At 55.0% G+C, this 24,889-nt stretch carries 24 protein-coding genes and 1 pseudogene; 12 read left to right on the top strand and 13 right to left on the bottom strand.

Annotated elements, in window-relative coordinates; genetic code table 11:
* Positions 1-186: 186 nt before the first annotated feature.
* Positions 187-1,815, bottom strand: a complete 1,629-nt coding sequence (locus ADJ24_RS17070; protein ID WP_023311043.1) for an ABC transporter substrate-binding protein — start codon at positions 1,813-1,815, stop codon at positions 187-189.
* 269 nt (positions 1,816-2,084) lie between these two features.
* Here ADJ24_RS17070 and yccA point away from each other — a divergent pair, with 269 nt between their 5' ends.
* Both yccA and tusE read left to right on the top strand, forming a co-directional pair.
* The gene (gene yccA / locus ADJ24_RS17080; protein ID WP_023311042.1) at positions 2,085-2,744 is read left to right on the top strand and encodes an FtsH protease modulator YccA; all 660 of its coding nucleotides are present in this window, start codon (positions 2,085-2,087) and stop codon (positions 2,742-2,744) included.
* Between the two features lie 87 nt (positions 2,745-2,831).
* Positions 2,832-3,161, top strand: coding sequence for a sulfurtransferase TusE (tusE, locus tag ADJ24_RS17085; RefSeq protein ID WP_023311041.1), 330 nt, complete (start codon positions 2,832-2,834; stop codon positions 3,159-3,161).
* On the opposite strand, the gene yccX is transcribed toward tusE, so the two are convergent.
* From yccX to ADJ24_RS17100, 3 genes and pseudogenes are all read right to left on the bottom strand, one after another.
* Positions 3,158-3,439: an acylphosphatase gene (yccX, locus tag ADJ24_RS17090; protein ID WP_023311040.1), complete on the bottom strand. Its 282-nt coding sequence runs from the start codon at positions 3,437-3,439 to the stop codon at positions 3,158-3,160. The genes tusE and yccX overlap by 4 nt on opposite strands.
* Before the next feature lie 11 nt (positions 3,440-3,450).
* Positions 3,451-4,239 (bottom strand): annotated as a pseudogene (locus ADJ24_RS17095) (helix-turn-helix transcriptional regulator).
* Positions 4,240-4,249: 10 nt separating this feature from the next.
* Entirely contained in the window at positions 4,250-4,807 is a 558-nt protein-coding gene (locus ADJ24_RS17100; RefSeq protein ID WP_023311038.1) for a kinase inhibitor, read from the bottom strand.
* Between the two features lie 173 nt (positions 4,808-4,980).
* Here ADJ24_RS17100 and rlmI point away from each other — a divergent pair, with 173 nt between their 5' ends.
* Both rlmI and hspQ read left to right on the top strand, forming a co-directional pair.
* Complete coding sequence (rlmI, locus tag ADJ24_RS17105) at positions 4,981-6,171, top strand: 23S rRNA (cytosine(1962)-C(5))-methyltransferase RlmI (RefSeq protein WP_032668149.1); 1,191 nt, start codon at positions 4,981-4,983, stop codon at positions 6,169-6,171.
* 60 nt (positions 6,172-6,231) lie between these two features.
* A complete protein-coding gene (gene hspQ / locus ADJ24_RS17110; protein WP_008499919.1) occupies positions 6,232-6,549 on the top strand; it encodes a heat shock protein HspQ in 318 nt (105 codons plus the stop codon).
* Positions 6,550-6,583: 34 nt separating this feature from the next.
* Here the strand turns inward: hspQ and ADJ24_RS17115 are convergent, their stop codons facing one another.
* Positions 6,584-6,997 (bottom strand): CoA-binding protein, encoded by a 414-nt coding sequence (locus ADJ24_RS17115; protein WP_023311036.1) that lies wholly within the window; start codon positions 6,995-6,997, stop codon positions 6,584-6,586.
* 173 nt (positions 6,998-7,170) lie between these two features.
* On the opposite strand from ADJ24_RS17115, the gene csgI reads away from it, so the two are divergent.
* Positions 7,171-7,833, top strand: coding sequence for a curli synthesis inhibitor (gene csgI, locus ADJ24_RS17120; protein ID WP_023311035.1), 663 nt, complete (start codon positions 7,171-7,173; stop codon positions 7,831-7,833).
* An 80-nt stretch (positions 7,834-7,913) separates the two neighbouring features.
* The gene (gene mgsA / locus ADJ24_RS17125) at positions 7,914-8,372 is read left to right on the top strand and encodes a methylglyoxal synthase (protein ID WP_023311034.1); all 459 of its coding nucleotides are present in this window, start codon (positions 7,914-7,916) and stop codon (positions 8,370-8,372) included.
* A 58-nt stretch (positions 8,373-8,430) separates the two neighbouring features.
* Here the strand turns inward: mgsA and helD are convergent, their stop codons facing one another.
* Entirely contained in the window at positions 8,431-10,485 is a 2,055-nt protein-coding gene (gene helD / locus ADJ24_RS17130; protein WP_023311033.1) for a DNA helicase IV, read from the bottom strand.
* A 123-nt stretch (positions 10,486-10,608) separates the two neighbouring features.
* Here helD and ADJ24_RS17135 point away from each other — a divergent pair, with 123 nt between their 5' ends.
* On the top strand, positions 10,609-11,055 hold the full coding sequence (locus ADJ24_RS17135) for a YccF domain-containing protein (protein ID WP_023311032.1): 447 nt from the start codon (positions 10,609-10,611) through the stop codon (positions 11,053-11,055).
* 19 nt (positions 11,056-11,074) lie between these two features.
* Positions 11,075-13,237 carry a YccS family putative transporter gene (gene yccS / locus ADJ24_RS17140; RefSeq protein WP_023311031.1) on the top strand — a complete coding sequence of 721 codons (2,163 nt, stop codon included), beginning with the start codon at positions 11,075-11,077 and terminating at the stop codon, positions 13,235-13,237.
* Here yccS and ADJ24_RS17145 read toward each other — a convergent pair.
* Positions 13,194-13,820, bottom strand: coding sequence for a TfoX/Sxy family DNA transformation protein (locus ADJ24_RS17145; RefSeq protein WP_023311030.1), 627 nt, complete (start codon positions 13,818-13,820; stop codon positions 13,194-13,196). The two genes, yccS and ADJ24_RS17145, sit on opposite strands and share 44 nt — an antisense overlap.
* 217 nt (positions 13,821-14,037) lie before the next feature.
* On the opposite strand from ADJ24_RS17145, the gene sulA reads away from it, so the two are divergent.
* Both sulA and ompA read left to right on the top strand, forming a co-directional pair.
* On the top strand, positions 14,038-14,547 hold the full coding sequence (gene sulA / locus ADJ24_RS17150; RefSeq protein ID WP_032668147.1) for an SOS-induced cell division inhibitor SulA: 510 nt from the start codon (positions 14,038-14,040) through the stop codon (positions 14,545-14,547).
* Positions 14,548-14,901: 354 nt separating this feature from the next.
* Positions 14,902-15,957: a porin OmpA gene (gene ompA, locus ADJ24_RS17155; RefSeq protein WP_023311028.1), complete on the top strand. Its 1,056-nt coding sequence runs from the start codon at positions 14,902-14,904 to the stop codon at positions 15,955-15,957.
* 63 nt (positions 15,958-16,020) lie between these two features.
* On the opposite strand, the gene matP is transcribed toward ompA, so the two are convergent.
* Entirely contained in the window at positions 16,021-16,473 is a 453-nt protein-coding gene (gene matP, locus ADJ24_RS17160) for a macrodomain Ter protein MatP (RefSeq protein ID WP_008499929.1), read from the bottom strand.
* A 186-nt stretch (positions 16,474-16,659) separates the two neighbouring features.
* On the opposite strand from matP, the gene ADJ24_RS17165 reads away from it, so the two are divergent.
* Complete coding sequence (locus ADJ24_RS17165; protein WP_023311027.1) at positions 16,660-18,420, top strand: AAA family ATPase; 1,761 nt, start codon at positions 16,660-16,662, stop codon at positions 18,418-18,420.
* A 68-nt stretch (positions 18,421-18,488) separates the two neighbouring features.
* Positions 18,489-19,007, top strand: a complete 519-nt coding sequence (fabA, locus tag ADJ24_RS17170; RefSeq protein ID WP_008499931.1) for a 3-hydroxyacyl-[acyl-carrier-protein] dehydratase FabA — start codon at positions 18,489-18,491, stop codon at positions 19,005-19,007.
* A 71-nt stretch (positions 19,008-19,078) separates the two neighbouring features.
* Here fabA and rmf read toward each other — a convergent pair whose 3' ends face one another.
* The 5 genes from rmf to ADJ24_RS17190 form a co-directional block, all read right to left on the bottom strand.
* Positions 19,079-19,246 (bottom strand): ribosome modulation factor, encoded by a 168-nt coding sequence (rmf, locus tag ADJ24_RS23625; RefSeq protein WP_013097261.1) that lies wholly within the window; start codon positions 19,244-19,246, stop codon positions 19,079-19,081.
* A 255-nt stretch (positions 19,247-19,501) separates the two neighbouring features.
* Positions 19,502-20,068 (bottom strand): membrane integrity-associated transporter subunit PqiC, encoded by a 567-nt coding sequence (pqiC, locus tag ADJ24_RS17175; protein WP_023311026.1) that lies wholly within the window; start codon positions 20,066-20,068, stop codon positions 19,502-19,504.
* Positions 20,065-21,705: an intermembrane transport protein PqiB gene (gene pqiB / locus ADJ24_RS17180; RefSeq protein ID WP_023311025.1), complete on the bottom strand. Its 1,641-nt coding sequence runs from the start codon at positions 21,703-21,705 to the stop codon at positions 20,065-20,067. The genes pqiC and pqiB overlap by 4 nt, the downstream gene beginning before the upstream one ends.
* 4 nt (positions 21,706-21,709) lie before the next feature.
* Positions 21,710-22,963, bottom strand: a complete 1,254-nt coding sequence (gene pqiA / locus ADJ24_RS17185; protein ID WP_023311024.1) for a membrane integrity-associated transporter subunit PqiA — start codon at positions 22,961-22,963, stop codon at positions 21,710-21,712.
* Positions 22,964-22,976: 13 nt separating this feature from the next.
* Positions 22,977-24,884 (bottom strand): ABC transporter ATP-binding protein, encoded by a 1,908-nt coding sequence (locus ADJ24_RS17190; RefSeq protein ID WP_023311023.1) that lies wholly within the window; start codon positions 24,882-24,884, stop codon positions 22,977-22,979.
* Positions 24,885-24,889 lie beyond the last annotated feature (5 nt).

Genomic DNA, 24,889 nt, shown 5'->3' on the forward strand with positions numbered 1-24,889 from the left:
CCTTTCGGGTCGCCGGTTTTCAAGACCGGTGCCTTCAACCGCTCGGCCACACTTCCTAAGTGAGGCGAACTATAAACACCTCACCGCGAGCTGTAAAGAGTGGCTGCACTCGTTCGCTGTAAAAATAGTCAAAACGTGTTTAATCGGTTGAACTGACGACACATCGACGATTTTATCAGCACAGACCTAGTGTTTTTTGATGTACATGTCTTTCGTGAAATAGTACCCCAGCTTATCCGGCGTAAATCCGCCTACCCACGGTTTCACCAGGTGCGTACGGACGTAGTGATAAACCGGAATGGCGGGTACATCACGCCCCAGCAGATCTTCCGCCTGCTGGTAGTACTTACCCCGCTCTTCCGCCGTTTTGGCTTTTGCGGCATTCACCAGCGCCCCATCGTAGTCCGGATTGCTGTACTGGCTTGTGTTTTCGCTGTCGCCCGTGCGGAAGTTGTTCAGGAAGGTCGCCGCATCGTCGTAATCGGCAATCCACGCATAGCGCACCGCATCAAAGTTGTGGGTGTGCATGGTGTCCAGCATGGTTTTCCACTCCTGGTTTTGCAGCTTCGCATCCACGCCGAGGTTTTTCTTCCACATGGAGCTGGCCGCAATCGCGATGCGCTGGTGCGATTCAGAGGTGTTGTAGAGCAGATTGAAGCTCAGAGGATGGCTGGCGTTATATCCGGCCTCGTTCAGCAGCTTTTTCGCCTCCGCGATGCGCTTGTCCAGCGGCCAGCTGGCGTAATCCGGGTTCTGTAGCTTAACGCCGCCGATATCCGGCTGGCTGATGAGCCACGCCGGGCGCTGCCCCTGCCCCAATACTTTCCCGGCAATGATATCTTTATCCAGCGCCATGTTGAGCGCCTTGCGCACGCGCGCGTCGTTGAACGGCGGTCGGGTGGTATTGAATTCATAGTAATAGGTCGCAAGCTGAGGTGAAACGTCCAGCTCGCTGCCCAGGGTTTTCTTGAGCTGGGCAAACTGGTTAATCGGCACCGTGTACACGATGTCAATTTCGCCCGCCTTATAGCGGTTCACGTCCGAGGCCTCGGACGTGATGGGCAGGTAGGTGACTTTGTTAATCACGGTATGCGCGTTATCCCAGTAGCGCGGGTTGCGCTCCGCCACGATGCGTTCGTTGACCACCCACTGCGACAGCTTATACGCCCCGCTGCTGACGAAATGCTCCGGTTTGGTCCACTTATCGCCGAAGCGGCCAATCAGCACTTTATCCACCGGCACCAGCGACGGGTGCGCCAGCATCGCGAGGAAGGCCGCGTTTGGCTGCGTGAGCGTCACTTCCAGCGTGGTGTCGTTAATCGCTTTTACGCCCAGCGTATCGGGCGCTTTTTTTCCCTGAGCAATATCGGCCGCGTTGACGATATGCATGTTGCCCGGATAGCTGGCATACGGCGAAGCCGTTTTCGGATCGATCAGGCGCTGCCAGCTCCAGACCACATCCTCAGCGGTAATCGCCGTGCCGTCGCTCCAGGTGATGCCCGGACGCAAATGGAACGTCCAGACGGTGTTGTCCTTGTTCTCCCATTTTTCCGCCAGTCGGGGTTGGACTTCGCCTGTCGGGGAGACGCTTACCAGCCCTTCGAATAAATCACTGATAATATTGAATTCGACATCGCTTTCGACTTTATGCGGGTCGAGCGAAGCCGGTTCACTGCCGTTGTTTCTGACCAGTTCCTGTTTGTCGGCCAGCGCGGTTCCTGCCGGCACGTTAGCCGCCCAGGCTGCCGTGCTGGCGCACAGGATCCCTGCGGTTAACAAAGAGAGCGTAAAGTGAGTGCGTGTTTGTGGTTTCATTTCCTTCGCCTTATAGTCTGTTTTATGACGATCCGGAAATAACTCTTAGCGTTCGAACGGTAATAACGCAATATTTTTCAGTAACCTATAAGAGCTTGATCTGGTAAATTGTCGCAAACCGCTGTTCATACTGGAGAAACGGATTTCTGCAGAAGAAATAACCATCTCCCGCGCTAACGTGCTGAGTAAAGATGGGTAAAACCGCTTTGAGACTGGCGTGCCGTTTCCTATTCTTTCCACTAATTACATCTGTCATAAGAGAGTGACTCATGGATCGTATAATTACTTCTTCACGCGACCGCACATCGCTACTCAGCACCCACAAGGTGCTGCGCAATACCTATTTCATGCTCAGCCTGACGCTGGCATTCTCAGCGATCACCGCGACCGCCAGCACCGTGCTGATGCTGCCGTCTCCGGGGCTGATCCTGACGCTGGTGGGTATGTATGGTCTGATGTTCCTGACCTACAAAACCGCTGACAAGCCCGTTGGTATTCTGTCCGCGTTTGCCTTCACCGGCTTCCTGGGCTACATCCTGGGGCCGATGCTGAATGCGTATCTGTCTGCCGGCATGGGCGACCTTATCGGCCTGGCGCTGGGCGGTACCGCGCTGGTGTTCTTCTGCTGCTCGGCCTACGTGCTGACCACCCGTAAGGACATGTCCTTCCTCGGCGGTATGCTGATGGCGGGCGTCGTGGTGGTGCTGGTGGGTATGGTGGCAAACATCTTCCTGCAGCTGCCTGCCCTGCATCTGGCGATTAGCGCCGTGTTTATTCTGATTTCTTCAGGCGCGATCCTGTTCGAAACCAGCAACATCATTCGCGGCGGTGAGACGAACTATATCCGCGCCACCGTGAGCCTGTACGTGTCGCTGTACAACATCTTCGTCAGCCTGTTGAGCATCCTGGGCTTCGCCAGCCGCGATTAAGTTACGGCGCTGTGAACCTGGCCCCGCTTATGCGGGGCTTTGTTTTTTGTTACACTGCTGCGGTTTTTGACTGACGCGTGAATGACTATGTTAAGTTTTGAAGGCAAAGAGATCGAGACCGATAACGACGGTTATCTGAAAGAAAGTGCCCAGTGGAGCGAAGCGCTGGCGGAAGTGATTGCTGAAAAAGAGGCGATTACCCTCTCCCCCGAACACTGGGAAGTGGTGCGTTTTGTCCGCGAATTTTATCTGGAATTCAACACCTCTCCGGCGATCCGCATGCTGGTTAAAGCGATGGCCAGTAAGTTCGGCGAAGAGAAAGGCAACAGCCGCTATCTGTATCGTCTGTTCCCGAAAGGCCCGGCAAAACAGGCCACCAAAATTGCCGGCCTGCCAAAACCGGTGAAGTGTATTTAATACCGAATCCCGAAGTTTACGTATTCCCGCCCGGGTTGATGCGGTTCCGTTAACACCTTATCAACCCGCGCGCTGCGCGGCCCACCGGCCTTCAGCCACGCCATCAGCTTGTCGACCTGCTCCGCCTCGCCGCAGGCGACCACCTCAACGCTGCCGTCGTCCATATTTCGCGCGTATCCCGTTAGCCCAAGCTCAACCGCTTCGCGCTGGGTGCTGTAGCGGAACCCCACGCCCTGAACAACGCCGTGAACCCAGGCAATGGTGCAGACTTTTGACATTTTTCTTCTCCTTAACGTAGCGTTTTCGGCAAACAGCCATAGTGTTGCCGGAAACGGGCGGTGAAACGAGAGCTGGAAAGATACCCACATTGTAATGCGATTTCGCCAATTGGTAATCGGGTTGACTGGAGCTGTGACAAAGCCACGGCCATCCTCACCTCCTCCACGATCTGACGAAAACTCTGCGACTCTTTACGCAAGCGTCTGCGCAGCGTCGGCACGCTTAAGGCCAGACGGCTGGCAACGTCCTGCGCGGTCCAGGCTCTGGCGGGCGACAGCATAATGAACTGCCGCACCTGCTCGGTCAGGTTACTGTTGCGCTCAACAAGCAGCGGGCCCGCCACGCCATCATGCAGCTAGGCCAGCAACAGACCGAAGGCCTGATGCTTTTGTAACGCCTCCGGTAAATCCTGACGCACGGCGTGCAGCAGATTGTCCCACATAAACGCCAACCCCTCGCTCAGCGGGGCGCAGAGCGAATGCAGCGTCGTGCGCGGCCAGGATTTCAGGTAATGCGCTTTAAACTCGGCGACAATCTCCGGGGACAACATCAGCAAATCCGAGTGAAACAGCCCGTTTACAGGCAGATTGATTATCTCCATCACCGTATTGGCCGGGATAATGATGAGCTCATCCCGTGTCGCTTCCAGACGGTTATCATCCTGAACTATCACCTTAGTGCCGTGAGTGATATGACAAATAGCCGGAAAAAACAGTTTAACCTGGTGCAGGCGATGCATTTTGCTGGCAGTCACTTCACCCGCGGTAAGATGGTTATGTCGAAAATGAAACTCCTGCACCCTGCCATCCTTATCTGCTGTAGGTTGCTGTTAACTGAGCCTTTGCCAGAACGTGACTATTGAGCATAAAACCGACCAGCGCACCGCTGGCATTGTTGTCGACGGGCAGTTTATCCACGTTCAGGGCCCAGACGGTAATCTGATAGCGATGAGGCTTGTCCCCTTCGGGTGGACATGCGCCGCCGAATCCAGAATAGCCGAAATCATTACGCCCCTGCACAACGCCGGCAGGTAATTTCTCGCCGTTCGGGTTACCGGCATCCGCGGGCAGCGTCATTGTCTTCGCCGGGATATTGGCTACGGTCCAGTGCCACCAGCCGCTGCCGGTGGGCGCATCCGGGTCATATACCGTAACGGCAAAACTTTTCGTACCGGCGGGCGGATTTTTCCACGCCAGCTGTGGAGAAATATTCCCACCGTGGCAGCCAAACCCCTCAAATACCTGCTGTTGCGCCAGCCGCTTTTCGCCGGAAATATCCCGGCTGGTGACGCCGAAAGGCGTTGTTGCTAAAACCTGAAAACTCATCGCCGCCAGAGCGGTTATTGCTATCACACTGCGCTTTTTCATGGGTGCTCCCTCTGCTGTACCGGAAGCCCCACTCTAAACCCAGCGGCAATATCGTAATGTGCCTAAGCGATTTGATTTTGTGCCGAAACGCTCAACGGCATCCGCAGATGATTGCGCCTTGCTGAATGTGGTAATCTACGCGCCATTTCCTGAAATCGACAGAACAGCAAATTATGAGTGTACGTTTAGTGTTAGCCAAAGGGCGCGAGAAATCATTACTGCGCCGTCATCCCTGGGTCTTTTCCGGCGCGGTTGCCCGTATGGAAGGCAAAGCCAGCCTCGGTGAAACCATTGATATCGTTGACCATCAGGGTAAATGGTTAGCGCGAGGCGCCTACTCGCCAGCGTCCCAGATCCGTGCTCGCGTCTGGACGTTTGATAAAGATGAAACCATCGACATCGACTTCTTCGTTCGCCGTCTGCAGCAGGCGCAGCAGTGGCGCGACTGGCTGGCAAAACGCGACGGGCTGGACAGCTACCGCCTGATCGCCGGTGAGTCCGACGGCCTGCCGGGCGTGACCATCGATCGCTTCGGTGACTTCCTGGTGCTGCAGCTCCTGAGCGCCGGAGCGGAATACCAGCGTGCCGCGCTGATCGGCGCGCTGCAAACGCTGTTCCCGGAATGTGCCATTTACGACCGCAGCGATGTGGCGGTGCGCAAAAAAGAAGGCATGGAGCTGACTCAGGGGCCCGTAACGGGCGAACTGCCACCGGCCCTGCTGCCGATTGAAGAGCACGGCATGAAGCTGCTGGTGGATATTCAGGGCGGGCACAAAACGGGTTACTACCTCGACCAGCGCGACAGCCGTCTGGCTACGCGTCAGTACGTTGCCGACAAACGCGTGCTGAACTGCTTCTCCTATACCGGCGGTTTTGCCGTTTCGGCGCTGATGGGCGGCTGTGCTCAGGTGGTGAGCGTGGACACCTCGCAGGAAGCGCTGGACGTGGCAAAACAGAACGTCGAGCTCAACAAGCTGGATTTGAGCAAAGCTGAGTTTGTCCGCGATGACGTCTTCAAGCTGCTGCGTAAATATCGCGACCAGGGCGAGAAGTTCGACGTCATCGTGATGGATCCGCCAAAGTTTGTGGAAAACAAAAGCCAGCTGATGGGCGCGTGCCGCGGGTATAAAGATATCAACATGCTGGCTATCCAGCTGCTGAACCCGGGCGGGGTTCTGCTCACCTTCTCCTGCTCCGGCCTGATGACAACAGATTTATTTCAGAAAATCATCGCCGATGCCGCAATAGATGCTGGCCGTGATGTACAATTTATAGAGCAGTTCCGTCAGGCAGCCGATCACCCCGTGATTGCTACCTACCCGGAAGGACTGTATCTGAAAGGGTTTGCCTGTCGCGTCATGTAACTTGAAAAGAGAAATATTGCCCGCACATAACGTGTAAGTCGTATTTCCCGGGAGGTGACTATGATTGCCAGCAAATTCGGTATCGGCCAGCAGGTCCGCCACACTTTGCTAGGGTATTTGGGTGTGGTCGTGGATATCGACCCGGAGTATTCCCTTGATGAACCGTCAGCAGACGAGCTGGCGGTGAACGCAGAGCTTCGCGCCGCGCCCTGGTACCACGTGGTAATGGAAGGTGATGATGGACAACCCGTTCACACCTATCTGGCCGAAGCGCAGCTGAGTAGCGAGCTGCAGGAAGAGCATCCGGAGCAACCCACAATGGATGAACTTGCTCAGACTATCCGCAAACAGTTACAGGCCCCGCGCCTGCGGAACTAAGCGTGTAAAAAAAGCCCGATACGGGCTTTTTTTATTACTTCGCCAGCCCCAGACGGGGGATGTCAATCGCGGGGCAGCGGTCCATGACAACCTTCAACCCCGCATCCCGCGCCAGCACGGCGGCCTGCTCGTTAATCACACCCAGCTGCATCCACAGCGTTTTTGCCCCTACGGCGATAGCGTCCTGCGCCACTTCCCACGCCGCCTCGGAATTGCGGAAGACATCGACCATATCAATTTTTTCCGGCACCTCAGCGAGCGTGGCGTAACCCTGCTGGCCCAGCAATGTTTTCCCCGCCACTTTTGGCGAGACCGGGATAACGTGATAGCCCTGATCGAGAAGGTATTTCATCACCCGATAGCTTGGACGATCGGGTTTATCGCTCGCGCCCACCAGCGCAATGGTACGCGTGGATGTCAGAATCTCGGCAATATCGTTCTCTTTCATGGTTTTTCTCCTGGCTTTTTTGAAAGTGTACGCCAAACCGCACATCTCAACCATCCATCCCATACACATGCATGAGGGCAAAACGGCGAAATATGTCTATATGTTAGTAAACGTGATTATCGAAAAATTTAGATACATTAATGCGGCGACAGGATTTCTGACGGGAGCCTTCTATGAAAACCGGTATTGCCACTGCTCTGATTGCGTTAGTGATGCCGGTCTGCGTTTTTGCTACCACGCTCCGGCTCTCTACCGACATTGATCTCCTTGTACTGGACGGAAAAAAGGTCTCCAGCTCGTTATTGCGCGGTGCAGACAGCATCGAGTTAGATAACGGGCCGCATCAGCTGGTCTTCCGGGTAGAAAAGCCGATCGGTCTGGCTAATCACGAGCAAAGGATGTACATCTCCCCGCCGCTGATCGTCAGCTTTAATACCCGGCAAATCAGTCAGGTGAATATCACCCTGCCTCGCCTTGAAACGGAGAAGGAATCTGCGGCCTTCGACGCATCACCCCGCGTTGAACTGCTGGACGGGGATGCGATGCCGATTCCGGTGAAGCTGGATATTCTGGCGTTAACCACCTCACCGAAAGGCCCGGATTACGAGGCCGCGACCCAGACCTATAATAAAGCGGGGAAACGCGCCTCGCTTCCGCAGTTTGCCACCATGATGGCGGACGACAGTACGCTTTTATCCGGCGTCTCTGAACTGGACGTTATTCCTCCCCAGTCCCAGACCCTGACGGAACAGCGCCTTAAATTCTGGTTCCAGCAGGCCGATCCCGACACGCGGGCCCGATTTTTACAGTGGGCAAAACAACAACCTTCATCATAAGCCACATTTTTTACGCCTTTCTCTTGCAGCGTCAGACGGTTCCCGTCATCGTGTAGTCAGTTAACCTGATGGATATGATTATGGAATTGACAACACGCACGCTGCCTGAGCGCAAACACATTGCTCTTGTGGCGCACGATCACTGTAAACAAATGCTGCTTAACTGGGTTCGCCGCCATCAGTCTTCGCTGGAAAAGCACGCCCTGTCGGCGACCGGCACCACCGGTAACCTGATCCAGCGCGAAACGGGTCTGCAGGTGAATGCCATGCTGAGCGGTCCGATGGGCGGCGATCAGCAGGTCGGCGCGCAGATTTCCGAAGGGAAAATTGATGTGCTGATCTTCTTCTGGGACCCGCTGAACGCGGTTCCGCACGATCCGGATGTTAAAGCGCTGCTGCGCCTGGCGACGGTGTGGAATATTCCGGTGGCGACGAACCTGTCGACGGCGGATTTCATCATCGAATCACCGCAGTTTAACTCGCCGGTTGATATCCTTATTCCGGACTATCAGCGTTATCTTTCCGATAGACTGAAGTAGCTTTTTTGCCGGGTAGCGGCTACGCCTTACCCGGCCTGGAAAATCTTGCCTGACATCGTTATGGCTTACGCGCTACCGGCACATCAATACTCTTCAGGATATCGACAAACACGGATGGCTCCTCTTTATTGAATAGCAGCCACACGCGATGCCGCGCGCGGGTGATGGCCACATACAGCAAACGCCGCTCTTCGGCATCCGGGAAATCTTCCGGCACCGGCAGCAGGGCCTCTTCCATCACCGACTCGCGGGCCGGAGCCGGGAAACCGTCGCTCCCCTCTTTCAGCCCCACCACAATCACATAGTCAGCCTGCTGCCCTTTGCTGGCGTGAATGGTCATAAATTCAAGCTGCAGTTTCGGCCAGCGGGTGGCGGCTTTTTCCAGCGCCGCGGGCTTAAGGTGATGGTAGCGCGCCAGCACCAGAATACGTTCATCGGGCTTCGCGTAGCCGCTGAGCTTGTCCAGCACCGGCTCCAGCTGGTCATCCGCCAGCAGGGTGACCGCTTTTTTATCCCCTGGGCGCAGGCTATTGAGCGGCTTGGCCAGCTGATGCGGGTTTTGCTGGATAAAGCGGTTGGCGATCTCACCAATGCGTGAATTGAAGCGGTAGGTGGTGTCCAGATCGCTGCGATCCCCTTCGCCAAAATAGTGGTGGAACGCGGTCGTCAGGGAGAGCTGCGCCCCGCTGAAGCGATAGATGGCCTGCCAGTCGTCACCCACCGCAAACAGCGACGTATGTTTATTTTGCGCCCGAAGCGCCGAGAGCAGTGCAGCACGCTGCGGAGAGATATCCTGGAACTCATCCACCAGAATGTGTTTCCACGGGCTGACAAAACGTCCCTTTTCAAGAATGATGATGGCCTGATGGATTAAACCGGAGAAATCGACGGCATTTTCCTCTTTCAGCGCGGTTTTCCAGGCTTTCAGCAGCGGAGCCATCAGCTTGACCCGTTTCGAAAACAGATCGCGGATCGCCTCCGGCGCGCTTTCAATCATCTCTGCCTGCGTTCCACCGTGCATTCGCATCAGGCTGACCCAGCGGTCAAGTCGCGAACCCAGACGACGCGCCAGTTGGTCATCCTGCCAGAAGCTGCCCTCTGGCACCTCCCAGCCGAGCTCCTCCTCCAGCCACTGACGCCACCCTTTCGCCTGCGCTTTTTTCTCACTGCACTGCTGGCGCCACGTTTTGATGAACAGCGCCTGACGCGCCTGCGCGTCGTTTTCCAGCTTACTGATGGAAGGCACTTTTTTACTGCCCTGCTGAATAATATGCAGCGCAAGGGCATGGAAGGTTCTGGCCGTGATATCCCGGGTGTGCAGGCGCTCCTGGATACGTTCGTCCATCTCCTGGGCAGCCTTGCGGCCAAAGGCCAGAAGCAGTATTTGATCGGCTACCGCTTCTCCGGTCGTCAGCAGCCAGCCGGCACGCGCCACCAGCACCGACGTTTTACCGCTACCGGCCCCCGCCAGCACCAGCAGCGACTGCTCGCCGTTGACCACCGCGCGCGCCTGGGCCGGATTGAGCGGTGAAGATTCCACCGTACTGAAAAAGTCGGCGTATTGGGTGAGCATGGCGTCCGTCCACGCCTGATTATGAGCGAGACGGCTTTTATCCTTATCGTTCAGCCAGGCCTGACACTGGCGCCAGGCGTCGCGACAGTTGTCAAACTCGTCGAGACGCGTCACGGAGAGCGGCAGCGCCGAGAGTGCCTGTCGGATCTTTTGCTGCAGCCCGGCGGTCTGCTGACGGGTCAGCCACGCGTGTTGCGCGTTGCTCTGCGCGATATCGTCCAGCACCTGCTGCAGCACCTGGGCGGCAATTACGCTCATATCCTGGCTCCACTGCTGCCACAGCGCGTTCAGGTGATGATGGAAACGCTGGGTTTCCGCCCACTCGGTGCCGTGAAGACGCACGACTTTATCGTCAGGCAGAACGAATTCCAGCTCGCCCCACACCAGCCCGCGTTTACAGTGGATAGCCAGAAGCTGGTTAAACGGAATAAGGTATTCGTGGCGTTCCCCGGAGACTTTCACCCCGGCATTAAGGAGAACCACCCTGTCGTAAGGGTGTTGCGCCAGGCGTTTGCCTAACGAGGTTGCTTTCAGTTCCATGTTCCGCCAAATCCACGAAGAGATAATTTACCTGACAGTTTAACTGCCAGTTTTAAGGTGCTCCAGCCTAAAAAAACGTTACAATCATTGGGCGTTAATTTTATCGAAAGGAAGTGAGGGTTTATGCGTACCGTTCTGAATGTGTTGAATTTTGTGCTGGGCGGTTTTGCCACCACCCTTTCCTGGCTTTTTGCCACGCTGGTGAGCATCGTCCTGATTTTCACGCTTCCCCTGACCCGTTCCTGCTGGGAAATCACTAAACTCTCCTTAATCCCCTACGGGAATGAAGCCATCCACGTTGACGAGCTCAATCCGGAGAGCAAAAACGCCCTGATGAATACGGGCGGAACCCTGCTGAACATTCTGTGGCTGATTTTCTTCGGCTGGTGGCTGTGCATCATGCATATTTTTGCCGGTATTGCACAGTGCATCACGATTATTGGCATTCCGGTGGGGATCGCAAACTTTAAGATCGCCGCCATCGCCCTTTGGCCCGTCGGTCGCAGGGTTGTTCCGGTAGAAGTGGCCCAGGCGGCGCGTGAAGCAAACGCGCGCCGTCGTTTTCAGTAAATAAGGACCGGCCGCGTTTATGCTAAGCCCACTGCTTCGCCGTTATACCTGGAACAGCACCTGGCTATACAACGTCAGGATATTTATCGCGCTTTGCGGCACGGCTGCCCTGCCCTGGTGGCTGAATGATGTCAAACTCACCATTCCGCTCACGCTGGGGGTGGTGGCCGGGGCGCTGGCGGACCTGGACGATCGTCTGGCCGGGCGTTTACGTAACCTGGTCATTACGCTCGTCTGCTTTTTCATTGCTTCAGCGTCCGTTGAGCTGCTTTTCCCGTGGCCCTGGCTGTTTGCCCTGGGCCTTACGCTCTCAACCAGCGGGTTTATTTTGCTGGGCGGCCTCGGGCAACGCTATGCCACCATCGCGTTTGGTGCATTGCTGATCGCCATCTACACCATGCTGGGCGTTTCCCTGTATGACCAGTGGTACCAGCAGCCGGTTCTCCTGATGCTGGGCGCCATCTGGTATAATCTGCTGACGCTAACCGGTCATCTGATCTTCCCGGTTCGCCCGCTGCAGGATAACCTTGCCCGCAGCTTTGAGCAGTTAGCCCACTATCTGGAACTGAAATCCCGGCTGTTCGACCCGGATATCGAGGAAGAAAGCCAGGCTCCGCTCTACGATCTGGCGCTGGCAAACGGCCAGCTGGTCGCCACCCTTAACCAGACAAAAGCCTCTCTGCTTACCCGTCTGCGCGGCGATCGCGGCCAGCGCGGAACCCGAAGGACCTTACACTACTATTTTGCCGCCCAGGATATTCATGAACGCGCCAGCTCCTCGCACGTTCAGTATGCTGCCCTGCGCGAGAAGTTCCGCTACAGCGACGTGATGTTCCGCTTCCAGCGCCTGCTGTCCATGCAGTCCCAGGCGTGTCAGCAGCTCTCGCGGTCTATTCTGCTGCGCACGCCCTATCAGCATGACCCCCGCTTTGAACGCGTATTCAGCCATCTTGATGCGGCGCTCGACCGCGTTCAGGCCAGCGGAACGTCACAGGAGCACATCAAAGCGCTGGGCTTTCTGCTTAACAACCTGCGGGCGATTGATGCTCAGCTGGCAACCATTGAGTCCGAACAGGCGATGGCGCTGCCGGGCAGTGAGGTGGAAAATCAGCTTGCTGATGACAGCGTGCACAGCGTTAGCGATATGTGGCTGCGGCTGAGCCGCAACTTTACGCCTGAGTCGGCACTCTTTCGCCACGCGGTAAGAATGTCGCTGGTGCTGTGCGTGGGGTATGCCTTTATCCAGATAACCGGACTGCACCACGGCTACTGGATCCTGCTGACCAGCCTGTTCGTCTGCCAGCCGAACTATAACGCCACCCGACACCGTCTTGCGCTGCGTATTATCGGCACGCTGGTCGGCGTCGCGATTGGCCTTCCGGTGCTCTATTTCGTGCCCTCCGTTGAAGGTCAACTGATCCTGATTGTGATCACCGGCGTGCTGTTCTTCGCGTTTCGCAACGTGCAGTACGCCCACGCCACCATGTTCATTACGCTGCTGGTGCTGCTCTGCTTTAACCTGCTGGGTGAAGGGTTTGAAGTTGCCCTGCCCCGCGTGATCGATACCCTGATTGGCTGTGCGATTGCCTGGGCCGCGGTCAGCTTTATCTGGCCGGACTGGCGTTTCCGCAATTTGCCGCGCGTAGTGGACAGGGCGATGAACGCCAACTGTCGATACCTTGACGCAATCCTGGAGCAGTACCACCAGGGGCGTGATAACCGCCTGGCTTATCGGATAGCCCGTCGCGACGCGCATAACAGTGACGCAGAACTGGCCTCCGTTGTCTCTAACATGTCAACGGAGCCTCGGGCCACGGCGGAGATCCGTGAGACTGCGTTCCGCCTGCTCTGCCTGAACCATACGTTCACCAGCTATATTTCGACGCTCGGTGCCCACCGTGAGAAACTCACCAACCCGGGCATTCTCAACCTGCTCGATGATGCCGTCTGTTATGTCGATGACGCACTTCATCACCGACCGGCCGATGAGCCGCGCGTTCAACAGGCGCTGGATGAACTGGCTCAACGCATTGCGCATCTTGACCCTGGAAACGACAGCAAAGCGCCGCTGGTACTTCAGCAGATAGGCCTGCTTATCGCTCTGCTGCCTGAAATTTGCCGGCTGCAACAGCAAATCGCTACCTGGAGGAGTGATTCTCCTGTGGCTCAGGCAGCGCATTAAACCACTCCGTTAGCTCCCGGCGAATGCCTGCCGGGAGTGCCGCCTCATGCAGCCCCTCGATAGCCCCTTCCAGCGCGAAGAGAACTTTAATACTGAGCGCTTTGTTTTTTGCCCGCATCTTTAGCCAGCTCGCTCTTGCACCCAGCGCCCGCAGCGTTTCCTCATTGGTAATGCCAGCTTCAAAGAGCAAGACTTCAAGTTGAAAGGTCAGGTTTGGCAGATCCTTAAGTCGGTTTCGTTGATGGCGCTGATAGCGTTCTTTTCTTGCCGCACTGAGCGCAAACGAGGAGAGCTGAAGCAACCGCTCCCTGTCCTGCCATAATCCATCATCCACACGATAATAGTTGAGCAGCACCGGGCGGCCTCGCTTCATCAACGTTAAAAAAGAGGAGGCATTTTTTACACAGTATTTCGCACTCTCCTCACAGGCGCGAAGATAAAGCTCTCCGTCTGACACCATGGCAAAAACCGCATCATCCACCGCCAGGGTATAGCCTCCAAACAGCGCGCGATGATGAATCTCGCCCAACGGGGAGAGGTATTCCTGGGATTTATAAATCCGTTCATAAGATATCTTTTTCATGATATTTCCCTTCAAAATCATAAAGTAACAACGAAATTTCTTACTAGCGGATCCGTTAGCAGGAAAATAGGCAACTTATCGCCGATGAGCAAGATGATTTTTCGAGGGACATCAACATTGAATGAATTTTGCGAGTCGCTTTCCGAAAATGAGGTTGATCTTTATGCATACAGGGGTTACTGTATATCCATACAGTAACTACAGGGCTGGAATGAATATGCACACTTCAGGCTATGCAAATCGCTCAACCTCTCTCTCTTCTACCGCAGGCAATGTCGCGCAGAATTCCGTCGAGCGTGTTTCCACGGGGCTTATCAGTGAAGTGGTTTATCGTGAAGACCAGCCCCTGTTGACGCAACTTCTGTTGTTGCCGTTATTACAACAGCTTGGTCAGCAATCGCGCTGGCAGCTTTGGCTCACGCCTCAGCAAAAACTGAGCCGTGAGTGGGTTCAGTCCGCAGGCCTTCCGCTTACCAAGGTCATGCAAATTAATCAGCTCCCGCCGTGCGATACCGTAGAATCGATGATCCGCGCCTTACGCACCGGAAATTACAGCGTGGTGATTGGATGGTTACCGGAGGAACTGACGGAAGAGGAGCATTACCGTCTGACTGAAGCAGCCGAAGAAGGGAATGCGATCGGGTTCATTATGCGTCCGGTTCGATCGGATTCTTACCGCAGAGGACAACTTTCTGGGCTAAAAATTCACTCAAATTTGTATCATTGAGTGAAATTAAGATTTTTCCTGGAATTTTTTTTGACCTCAAGATGGCATTAAAGTTCCCGGTCACAAAATTGCGGCAAGGCTTGTCTGGTGCGGTTCTCCTTAATTTTATTGCACAAAATTCGTTCGAAAAATGTTAAATAATCGGTATACGGAACTTTTTTTTTCATATGCCTGACGGACTTCACACTTGTAAGTTTTCAGCTACGTTGTAGACTTTACATCGCCAGGGGTGCTCGGCCTAAGCCGAAGATATCGGTAGATTTATATTTGACCACGCCCCCCGGTGAAGGATTTAACCGTGATTCTCTCTTGAGACTTTCATGGCGAATTTTGGATGATAACGAGGCGCAAAAAATGAAAAAGACAGCTATCGCGATTGCAGTGGCACTGGCTGGCTTCGCTACCGTAGCGCAGGCCGCTCCGAAAGATAATACCTGGTATGCAGGTGGTAAACTGGGCTGGTCTCAGTTCCACGACACCGGCTGGTACAACAGCAGCCTGAACAATGATGGCCCAACTCACGAGAGCCAGCTTGGTGCAGGTGCGTTCGGTGGCTATCAGGTTAACCCGTATGTTGGTTTTGAAATGGGTTACGACTGGTTAGGTCGTATGCCATACAAAGGCGACACCATCAACGGCGCTTTCAAAGCACAGGGCGTTCAGCTGACCGCTAAACTGGGCTACCCAATCACTGACGATCTGGACGTGTACACCCGTCTGGGCGGCATGGTATGGCGCGCAGATTCCAGCAACAACATCTCTGGTGACAACCATGACACCGGTGTTTCCCCAGTATTCGCTGGTGGCGTTGAGTGGGCTATGACCCGTGACATCGCTACCCGTCTGGAATACCAGTGGGTTAACAACATCGGCGACGGCAACACCGTTGGTGTTCGTCCAGACAACGGCATGCTGAGCGTAGGTGTTTCCTACCGTTTCGGCCAGCAGGAAGAAGCAGCACCAGTTGTTGCTCCAGCGCCGGCTCCAGCTCCAGAAGTACAGACCAAGCACTTCACTCTGAAGTCTGACGTTCTGTTCAACTTCAACAAAGCGACTCTGAAACCAGAAGGCCAGCAGGCACTGGATCAGCTGTACACCCAGCTGAGCAACCTGGATCCTAAAGACGGTTCCGTAGTGGTTCTGGGCTTCACCGACCGTATCGGTTCTGACGCTTACAACCAGAAACTGTCTGAGAAACGTGCTCAGTCTGTTGTTGATTACCTGATCTCTAAAGGTATCCCAGCTAACAAGATCTCCCCACGTGGTATGGGCGAATCTAACCCAGTTACTGGCAACACCTGTGACAACGTGAAAGCTCGCGCTGCACTGATCGACTGCCTGGCTCCAGATCGTCGCGTAGAGATCGAAGTTAAAGGCATCAAAGACGTTGTAACTCAGCCAGCGGCATAAGTTATCGTCTTATAAAAAAACCCCGCCATGCGGGGTTTTTTATTGTCTGAAGAAAAGAAAAATCTATTTTTTACCCAACAGAGCCTGAAGGTCGTTCTTCAGCGTCGACATCTGGTTGGCGTACTTCTCTTTATGTTCGGCATCCTCAATCAGCTGCACGATGGTTTCCGAAAGCGTTTTGCCCCGTCGTTGTGCCAGCCCGGCCAGGCGTTGCCAGACAACGAACTCCAGATCGATTGATTTTTTGCGAGTGTGCTGATGCTCAGCATTAAAATGCCGTTTGCGTCGGGCACGGATAGTTTGCTTCATCCGGTTCAACAGCGCAGGATTGATGTGTTTCTCAATCCAGCCGTTAACCTGTACCGGTTCATTTTCGAGGGTCAGCAAAATATCCACGGCTTCTTGCGCAGCGCTGGCTTCGATGTAGCAGGTGATCAGCTCCCCTTCACGGTGCTTTTTGACCAGGTACTTCCATTTCCAGCCGCTTTCGAGATTTTCCAGTTGTTGATATTTCATTGCGATCTCAGTGTTACCACGTAACTCTGTTCAGAATATCAGTTTTTTAGCAATCTGCTGAAAAGAAATCATATCCTGTGAGTGAATGCAGCCAATCGCCCTGTCGAAATCCCCGATCCTGCTTGGGTACAGCCCCCCGCTTACGGTATACTCCACGCTTTTACATCTGACTAAAAAACATCAACTTTGACCATTACGAAACTTGCATGGCGTGACCTTGTTCCGGATACCGAAAGTTACCAGGAACTGTTTGCACAGCCCGAACTCGCAAAAGAACACGAATTCATCCTTAGCGATACGCAGCCTCGTTTGCATTATGCGCTGGAGCAGGTGTTAAGCCCATGGGCAACAGCGCCCTTCATGCTGCTCAAGGCCCCGGAAGAAGCGGAATACCTGACGCTGCTCGGTGATGCCGTGCGCCAGCTGAAGCCGGAAGCGAACGCAGTTTTTGGCGGCCAGTATCGTATTGCGGGACATGATGTCACTTTCGAACCGGCGGCGCAGGCCGATGGCCGTTTTGCCGCTAAGGGCGAAGTGATTACCGCTAACTGGGTCGAGGCGGAACAACTCTTTGGTTGTCTGCGCCAGTTTAATGGCGAACTTTCGCTGCAGCCGGGGCTGGTACATCGCGCAAATGGCGGTGTTCTCATCATTTCACTGCGTACCCTGCTCTCGCAGCCGCTGCTGTGGATGCGTCTGAAAACCATCGTCCACCAGCAGCGTTTCGACTGGGTCGGCTACGATGAGTCTCGTCCTCTGCCTGTCTCTGTTCCGTCTATGCCGCTGTCGCTGACCGTCGTGCTGACGGGCGACCGTGAATCACTGGCGGACTTCCAGGAAATGGAGCCAGAACTGGCTGAGCAGGCGGTGTATAGCGAATACGAAGACAACACCCAGATCGCTGACGCCGACGATATGGCGCAGTGGTGCCAGTGGGTGATGGCCGTTGCTGAACGTTTTGCGCTGCCAACCCCTGCGGCTGACGCGTGGCCGGGCTTAATCCGCGAAGCGGTACGCTACACCGGTGACCAGGAAACGCTGCCGCTTTGCCCGCTCTGGATCGGCAAACAGCTGCGTGAAGTGGGTGTGATCAGCGGTAACGGGGCGTTCACCGGCGAACAGCTCACTCAGATGCTGGCTCAGCGTGAGTGGCGAGAAGGCTATCTTGCCGACCGTATGCAGGATGAAATTCTGCTGGAACAAATTCTGGTGGAAACCGAAGGCGAACGCGTCGGGCAGATCAACGCCCTGTCGGTGATTGAATTTCCCGGTCATCCGCGCGCATTCGGGGAACCGTCCCGTATCAGCTGCGTTGTGCACATTGGCGATGGCGAGTTCACCGATATCGAACGGAAAGCCGAGCTGGGCGGCAACATTCACGCGAAAGGCATGATGATCATGCAGGCGTTTTTGATGTCAGAGCTGCAGCTTGAGCAACAGATCCCCTTCTCCGCCTCGCTGACGTTTGAGCAGTCCTACAGCGAAGTGGATGGCGATAGCGCCTCTATGGCCGAGCTGTGCGCCTTAATCAGCGCCCTGGCGGAAGTGCCCATCAATCAGAACATCGCGATCACCGGTTCGGTGGATCAGTTCGGTCGTGCACAGCCAGTGGGAGGCCTCAACGAAAAAATTGAAGGCTTCTTCTCTATCTGTCAGCAGCGCGGTTTAAACGGCAAACAGGGGGTGATTATTCCTGCTCCCAACGCACGCCATTTGAGCCTCAGTCAGGATATTCTGGATGCGGTTGAGCAAGAGCAATTCGCCATCTGGGCCATCGAAGGGATTGAGGATGCTCTACCCTTACTGACAAATCTGGTTTGGGATGGCGAAGGGCAAACCACCCTGATGCAGACTATCCAGGAGCGCATAGCTCAGGCGACACAGCAGGATGCTCGTCATCGTTATCCATGGCCGTTACGCTGGCTGGGCTGGTTTAGTTCGAACTGATCGGACTTGTTCAGCGTACACGTGTTAGCTATCCTGCGTCCTTCACTAAAATAAGGCTTACTGAGAACATGGTAGATAAACGCGAATCCTATACAAAAGAAGATCTTCTTGCCTCTGGTCGCGGTGAACTGTTTGGCGCTAAAGGCCCACAGTTACCGGCCCCGAACATGCTGATGATGGACCGTGTCGTGAAAATGACCGAAACCGGCGGCAACTTCGATAAGGGTTACGTAGAAGCAGAACTCGATATCAACCCGGACCTGTGGTTCTTCGGTTGCCACTTTATTGGCGATCCGGTAATGCCTGGCTGTCTGGGCCTGGATGCCATGTGGCAGCTGGTTGGCTTCTATCTGGGCTGGCTGGGCGGCGAAGGTAAAGGCCGCGCGCTGGGCGTGGGCGAAGTAAAATTCACTGGCCAGGTTCTGCCTACGGCGAAGAAAGTGACCTATCGTATTCACTTCAAGCGCATCGTTAACCGCCGCCTGATTATGGGCCTGGCAGATGGCGAAGTGCTGGTCGACGGTCGTCTGATCTATAGCGCAAGCGACCTGAAAGTTGGCCTGTTCCAGGATACTTCAGCCTTCTGATCGTGCTTTTGGCACCCCCAGAAAGGCGAAACCTCCGCATTGCGGAGGTTTCTTTTTTGAAAGAGACGTTATCAGGCTATGAGTGCCCTGTCGCCGATGGCTTCTCGCCAGCCTCCAAGCCATTGTGACCTTTGATTTATCGTCTGATAAGGACACATTTCTTTAGAACGTCCAGCGATGCCGGCCTGATAACCACGTTGATGAGCCCGTTCCAGGCGATCTCGTTTCTGTCTCTTCATGCCTCGTTTCCCTCATTCTTTTGTCTGGTGGAAAGAAAACAGTGTCTGCACTAAATGCACAGGCACAGATAACGAATACCCCGAATTAGTCGCATCGTCAATGTTCAAAATTCATACGGGTGTCATATTTGTGAGCTAGCTGGAAGTTCATTTGTACAAAAATTGTGACGTGGCACAAGTAACAAACTGAACTGAAAACGAAAAAAAACCGCAATCAGCGACAGGCCAACTGCGGTTTTTAATGATGAATTTTACTTATGGCAGCCGGGAAATTTCTCTCGCGATGCTGGCCGACTCCTGTGCCCAACCCTGAGCCAGAACTTTCACCATTTCGTCATAGCCATCTTTCTGCTGCTTCAGCTCCAGATGGAAAGGACGCTTAATCAGCTGCCCCTGATGGTTCAGCAACCACTCCCCGCTAATCACCACCGCACCGTCATAACGGCCGTGGAAGCCCGTTACCGTGACGTTAAGCGTATCCTGGTCGTTACCCAGCGGCTGCGACGCGACAACCCAGCCCGGAAGCTGACTGCCCAGATTGGCCACCAGCGTGTTGCGCAGCTGCTGATCCAGCGGGCTGGCCCACAGATTGTTCGTCGCAATCACGTATTTAACGTCGCTGGTCTGATAGACCACCCCGTTTCCTGCCAGATAATCCGGCACGGCAACCTGCTCAACCCACAGCTGGCGGCTTCCCTGGCTGGCCGTGCTTTGCCCACCGCTGTGGGTAGCCACAGGCAGCTGATAGTAGCTTTTATTATCTACCCCTGAACTGCACGCCGTTAACAGCAGAGCACCAACCATCAATAGCCACTTTTTCATTCTTTTGCCCTCTTCGGCTCAGGATCCTTTTTATCTTTCGCTTCGAACACCAGCGCGTTGCTCTTCTCGTTGAGCGTTTTCAGCACCGGCTGCAGTTCACGTAAGACCTGATCAAGACGCTGCATATCTGCCACCATCTTGTTGTAGGCCGCTGAACCCGGCTGGAAGCCCTGCATACTGCGGTTAAGCTCACGCAGCGTTTTCTGCATATCCTGCGGCAGCTGCTGCATGCTCTGGCTCGCCGTGATCTTGTTGATGTTATCCAGCGTGGTTTGCAGACGACGCATCGTTGCCTGGCTTTCGCTCAGTGAGTTCGTCGCCGCTTCAATCATCGGATTCAGCGGCAGATTGTTGATCTTATCCAGCGTCTCCATCAGGCGCTGTTGGATCTGAGCCAGACCGCTGCTCACCGTTGGGATGATCTTGTAGCCACCGAATTCACGAATACCGGTAATCGGCGGTGCTTTCGGGTAGAAGTCCATATCCACATACAGCGCGCCCGTCACCAGGTTACCCGTTTTCAGCGACCCGCGCAGACCACGGTTCATCAATTCGTTAATATGCGCCGCGATATCCTGGTTCTCGCCAATCTGGTTCAGCAGACGCTCCGGCTCGATACGGATCAGCACCGGAATACGATAATCATCGTCCAGCATCTGGCTCAGGCCCGGGACAAAGAACGGAACTTGTCCAACCGTACCAAGACGAATACCGCGAAACTCAACGGGTGCGCCCGGCTGCAGACCGCGGACGGAGTCTTTAAAGAACATCAGGAAGTCGATGTGATCGGTATAAAGCGCGTCCTGAATGCTTCGCTGATCGTCAAAGAGTCTGAACGCCGTTTTCTCGGCAACCGGCTGCCCGAGGTCCTGCCCTTCCGGAACATCAAAGCTCACCCCGCCGCCAAACAGCGTGGTTAATGATCCCATTTCTACGCGCATCCCCGCCGACGTAAGATCGACCGCGATCCCGCTGTCCTTCCAGAAACGAACGTTGCTGGTCACCAGACGATCGTTTGGCGCATTGATGAAAAGCTGATAGCTAATGGTACGCTTTTGCGCATCGAAGGTGCTGGTTTCAACGGAACCGACGCGGTAGCCGCGGAACAGTACCGGGTCACCCGCCGTGAGCTGACCCGCTTTTTTGCTGTCGAGGATCACGCGGATACCCTTGGCATCAGGCGGCGCAAGCGGCGGTGAATCCAGAAGCTGGTATTTTCCCGGCTGGCTACCCTTCGTGCCGGGCTGCAGTTCAATATAGGCCCCGGAGAGCAGCGTCCCTAAGCCGCTGATCCCTTCACGTCCCACCTGCGGTTTAACGACCCAGAAAACGGAATCGCCATGCAGCAGTTTTTCCATGCCGGCATTAAGGCGCGCCTTAATTTCCACATGGGTTAAATCGTCGGTCAGGGTTGCGCTTTCGACCACGCCCACGTCCACGCTACGGCTTTTGATGGTCGTTTTACCGCCCTCAATCCCCTCGGCATTGGTGGTTATCAGCGTGACTTCCGGTCCCTGATGGCTGTAATGATAAAACAGGATCCATGCACCGATCAGCGCGGTCACGATGGGAAAAATCCACACCGGCGACCAGTTTTTGACCTTCTGCACTTTCGCCTCTCCACTCTTATTTTCCATGCTCTTACTCTTCCTCATGGCTTGATTCAGGCTCACGATCCCACGATAAACGAGGGTCGAAGGTCATGGCCGCAAACATGGTCATAATCACGACCAGTGCAAACATTAAAGCCCCCATCGCGGGATAAATACTCATCAAACCGCCCATCCGCACCAGTGCAGAGAGAACGGCGATGACAAACACGTCAATCATTGACCAGCGTCCGACAAACTCGACCACTTCATAAATCAGGTGCATGCGTTCGCTGTCGCGTTTTCCATGCCCCTTCGCATCCCAGCAGAGCCAGGCGATGGCGATCATTTTTAAGGTTGGCACCATAATACTGGCGATAAAGATCACGCCGGCGACAGGATAGGAACCTTCTCCCCACAGCAGGATCACCCCGGCCAGGATCGTCGAGGGCATTTTGTCGCCGAGCAAATCGGTGATCATGATCGGTAGAATATTGGCAGGCAGATACAGCATGATGGAGGTGACCAGCAGCGCCATCGTCCACTGCAGGCTATTTTTACGGCGTACGTGACCTTTCGTTTCGCAGCGCGGACAAACGTCGAGATCGGCGGGCAGCACGGCGGTGCAGCATGGGCAAGAACGCAGCCCCTGACGAATTCCGGGCACGCCGACTTTTACCGTCTGCGCAAGCGTCGGTGCCGGGGCGATATCATCCCACGCCCAGCGCCTGTCCACGCACTGGAAGGCGCGCAGCTGCAGGACACAGTACAGGCACCACGGAATAAAGCTGCTGCCGATCCCCACATCACCGTACGCCATGAGCTTCACGAAACTGACCAGAATGCCCGCCAGAAAGATCTCGGCCATACCCCAGCTTTTGAGCTGAAATAGGATACGCGCGAGCCGGATTTTCAGTGATGAGGGCATCCTGACGCGGTTGACCAGCAAAAGGATAACGACCAGGCAAAAAGCCGGGACTATCTGGACAAACAGGAGAAAAAAGGTGCCGAGGCTGGCGTAATCTTCCGAGAACATCACGCCCGGGATTTCAAGCAGATCCACCTGGCTGGTTATCCCTCCCACCTTCATATAAATGAAGGGGAAGAGATTGGAGAGCAGCAGCATGAACAATGCTGCCAGAGCGTAAGCAGTGGGACGCTGCCGCGGCGCGTCCCACTCGGTTGTCAACGTTGCGCCGCAACGTGGACACAGGGCTTTATGTCCGTGACCAAGCTCTGGCAACGCCACGAGCATATCGCATTGCGAGCATAAAATATGCCTGTCGGCATGGTGCTGGTCACACATATGTTATCCCTGTTTATGCGCCGTTTTTCAGAGACTCAAGGTACTCCCAGCGCTCAAATGCTTCTTCCAGGGCTTTTTCAGCCGCGGACAGTTCTGACAGTACTTTCTGAGTATAGTCGTGCGGCTGCGTAAAGAATGACGCATCAGCGACCTGCATCTGCAACGTTTCCAGAGCTGCCTCCAGCTCTTCAAGACGCTGAGGCAGCCCCTCGAGTTCGCGCTGCAGGTTATAACTCATTTTAGCAGGAGATTTTTTAACAGTTTCTGCTTTTGTTACAGCAGGTTCCGGTACATTTCTGGATTTAGCGTGTTTCTGCGCCAGAGACTGCGATTGCTGCCCTTTTGCATCGTGATAACCGCCTACGTATTGTCCAATTCGCCCTTCACCTTCGAAGATCCAGCACTCGGTTACGGTGTTATCCACGAACTGACGATCGTGGCTGACCAGCATTACGGTCCCCTGATAACCGTCAATCAGTTCTTCGAGTAATTCCAGCGTTTCGACATCAAGGTCGTTCGTTGGTTCATCGAGAATCAACAGGTTACTTGGTTTCAGGAACAGACGTGCCAGCAGCAGACGATTACGCTCTCCGCCAGATAACGCACGGACTGGGGTCATCGCACGTTTCGGATGGAACAGGAAGTCCTGCAGATAGCCCAGCACGTGGCGCGGCTTGCCGTTTACCATTACCTCTTGCTTGCCTTCGGCGAGGTTATCCATCACCGTGCGGTCCGGATCCAGCTCCGCGCGGTGCTGGTCGAAGTAGGCCACTTCCAGCTTAGTCCCACAGTGAATGCGGCCGCTGTCGGCCTGCAGCTGGCCCAGCATCAGCTTCAGCAGCGTGGTTTTACCGCAGCCGTTCGGGCCGATAAGCGCAATTTTGTCACCGCGCTGAACCTGGGCGGAGAAATCTTTCACCAGCACTTTGCCATCAACCTGATAGTTGACGTTTTCCATTTCGAAGACAATCTTGCCGGAACGGGACGCTTCTTCCACCTGCATTTTGGCGCTGCCCATCACTTCACGGCGTTCGCTGCGCTCACGGCGCATTGCCTTCAGAGCGCGCACGCGGCCTTCGTTACGGGTACGGCGGGCCTTGATGCCCTGGCGGATCCACACTTCTTCCTGCGCCAGCTTGCGGTCGAACTCCGCATTCTGCAGCTCTTCCACGCGCAGGTTTTCTTCTTTCTCAAGCAGATAGGTGTCGTAATCGCCAGGATAGGTGACCAGCTTGCCGCGGTCGAGATCGACAATACGCGTTGCCATGTTGCGAATAAACGAACGGTCGTGCGAGATAAAGATGATGGTGCCGCTGAAGGTTTTCAGGAAGCCTTCCAGCCAGTCAATCGCTTCGATATCCAGGTGGTTCGTCGGTTCGTCCAGCAGCAGCACCTTCGGCCCGCTGACCAGCGCGCGGCCCAGGGCCGCTTTACGCAGCCAGCCGCCGGAGAGCGCCGACAGCTCCATGTCCGCTTCCAGACCAAGCTGGGCCAGAACCTCGTTAATGCGGTTTTCAAGCTGCCACAGACCGTGATGATCGAGCATTTCCTGCACTTTCGCCAGTTCGTTGAGGTTCTTGTCGCTCGGATCGGTCATCACCAGATGCGAAATCTCGTGATAGCGCTTCAGGTATTCGGCCTGCTCAGAGATCCCTTCCGCCACGAAATCGTAAACGCTGCCGGTCACGTGACGCGGCGGGTCCTGCTGGAGGCGGGAGACGATCAGATCCTGCTCGTAAACGATGCGGCCGTCATCCAGCCCCTGTTCGCGGTTGAGGATTTTCATCAGCGTGGATTTACCCGCGCCGTTACGGCCCACCAGACAGACGCGCTCGTTATCTTCGATATGCAGCTCTGCATTATCGAGAAGCGGCGAGTCGCTGAAAGAGAGCCACGCGCCGTGCATACTAATTAAAGACATTTATT

The organism is Enterobacter sp. 940_PEND (assembly GCF_001059415.1).
Classification (GTDB): domain Bacteria; phylum Pseudomonadota; class Gammaproteobacteria; order Enterobacterales; family Enterobacteriaceae; genus Enterobacter; species Enterobacter cloacae_M.

Bases quoted from the DNA above. Each gene is read 5' to 3' on its own strand.
- ADJ24_RS17070 (WP_023311043.1), bottom strand. From the start codon at position 1,815: ATGAAACCACAAACACGCACTCACTTTACGCTCTCTTTGTTAACCGCA.
- yccA (WP_023311042.1), top strand. From the start codon at position 2,085: ATGGATCGTATAATTACTTCTTCACGCGACCGCACATCGCTACTCAGC.
- tusE (WP_023311041.1), top strand. From the start codon at position 2,832: ATGTTAAGTTTTGAAGGCAAAGAGATCGAGACCGATAACGACGGTTAT.
- yccX (WP_023311040.1), bottom strand. From the start codon at position 3,439: ATGTCAAAAGTCTGCACCATTGCCTGGGTTCACGGCGTTGTTCAGGGC.
- ADJ24_RS17100 (WP_023311038.1), bottom strand. From the start codon at position 4,807: ATGAAAAAGCGCAGTGTGATAGCAATAACCGCTCTGGCGGCGATGAGT.
- rlmI (WP_032668149.1), top strand. From the start codon at position 4,981: ATGAGTGTACGTTTAGTGTTAGCCAAAGGGCGCGAGAAATCATTACTG.
- hspQ (WP_008499919.1), top strand. From the start codon at position 6,232: ATGATTGCCAGCAAATTCGGTATCGGCCAGCAGGTCCGCCACACTTTG.
- ADJ24_RS17115 (WP_023311036.1), bottom strand. From the start codon at position 6,997: ATGAAAGAGAACGATATTGCCGAGATTCTGACATCCACGCGTACCATT.
- csgI (WP_023311035.1), top strand. From the start codon at position 7,171: ATGAAAACCGGTATTGCCACTGCTCTGATTGCGTTAGTGATGCCGGTC.
- mgsA (WP_023311034.1), top strand. From the start codon at position 7,914: ATGGAATTGACAACACGCACGCTGCCTGAGCGCAAACACATTGCTCTT.
- helD (WP_023311033.1), bottom strand. From the start codon at position 10,485: ATGGAACTGAAAGCAACCTCGTTAGGCAAACGCCTGGCGCAACACCCT.
- ADJ24_RS17135 (WP_023311032.1), top strand. From the start codon at position 10,609: ATGCGTACCGTTCTGAATGTGTTGAATTTTGTGCTGGGCGGTTTTGCC.
- yccS (WP_023311031.1), top strand. From the start codon at position 11,075: ATGCTAAGCCCACTGCTTCGCCGTTATACCTGGAACAGCACCTGGCTA.
- ADJ24_RS17145 (WP_023311030.1), bottom strand. From the start codon at position 13,820: ATGAAAAAGATATCTTATGAACGGATTTATAAATCCCAGGAATACCTC.
- sulA (WP_032668147.1), top strand. From the start codon at position 14,038: ATGCACACTTCAGGCTATGCAAATCGCTCAACCTCTCTCTCTTCTACC.
- ompA (WP_023311028.1), top strand. From the start codon at position 14,902: ATGAAAAAGACAGCTATCGCGATTGCAGTGGCACTGGCTGGCTTCGCT.
- matP (WP_008499929.1), bottom strand. From the start codon at position 16,473: ATGAAATATCAACAACTGGAAAATCTCGAAAGCGGCTGGAAATGGAAG.
- fabA (WP_008499931.1), top strand. From the start codon at position 18,489: ATGGTAGATAAACGCGAATCCTATACAAAAGAAGATCTTCTTGCCTCT.
- rmf (WP_013097261.1), bottom strand. From the start codon at position 19,246: ATGAAGAGACAGAAACGAGATCGCCTGGAACGGGCTCATCAACGTGGT.
- pqiC (WP_023311026.1), bottom strand. From the start codon at position 20,068: ATGAAAAAGTGGCTATTGATGGTTGGTGCTCTGCTGTTAACGGCGTGC.
- pqiB (WP_023311025.1), bottom strand. From the start codon at position 21,705: ATGGAAAATAAGAGTGGAGAGGCGAAAGTGCAGAAGGTCAAAAACTGG.
- pqiA (WP_023311024.1), bottom strand. From the start codon at position 22,963: ATGTGTGACCAGCACCATGCCGACAGGCATATTTTATGCTCGCAATGC.
- ADJ24_RS17190 (WP_023311023.1), bottom strand. From the start codon at position 24,884: ATGTCTTTAATTAGTATGCACGGCGCGTGGCTCTCTTTCAGCGACTCG.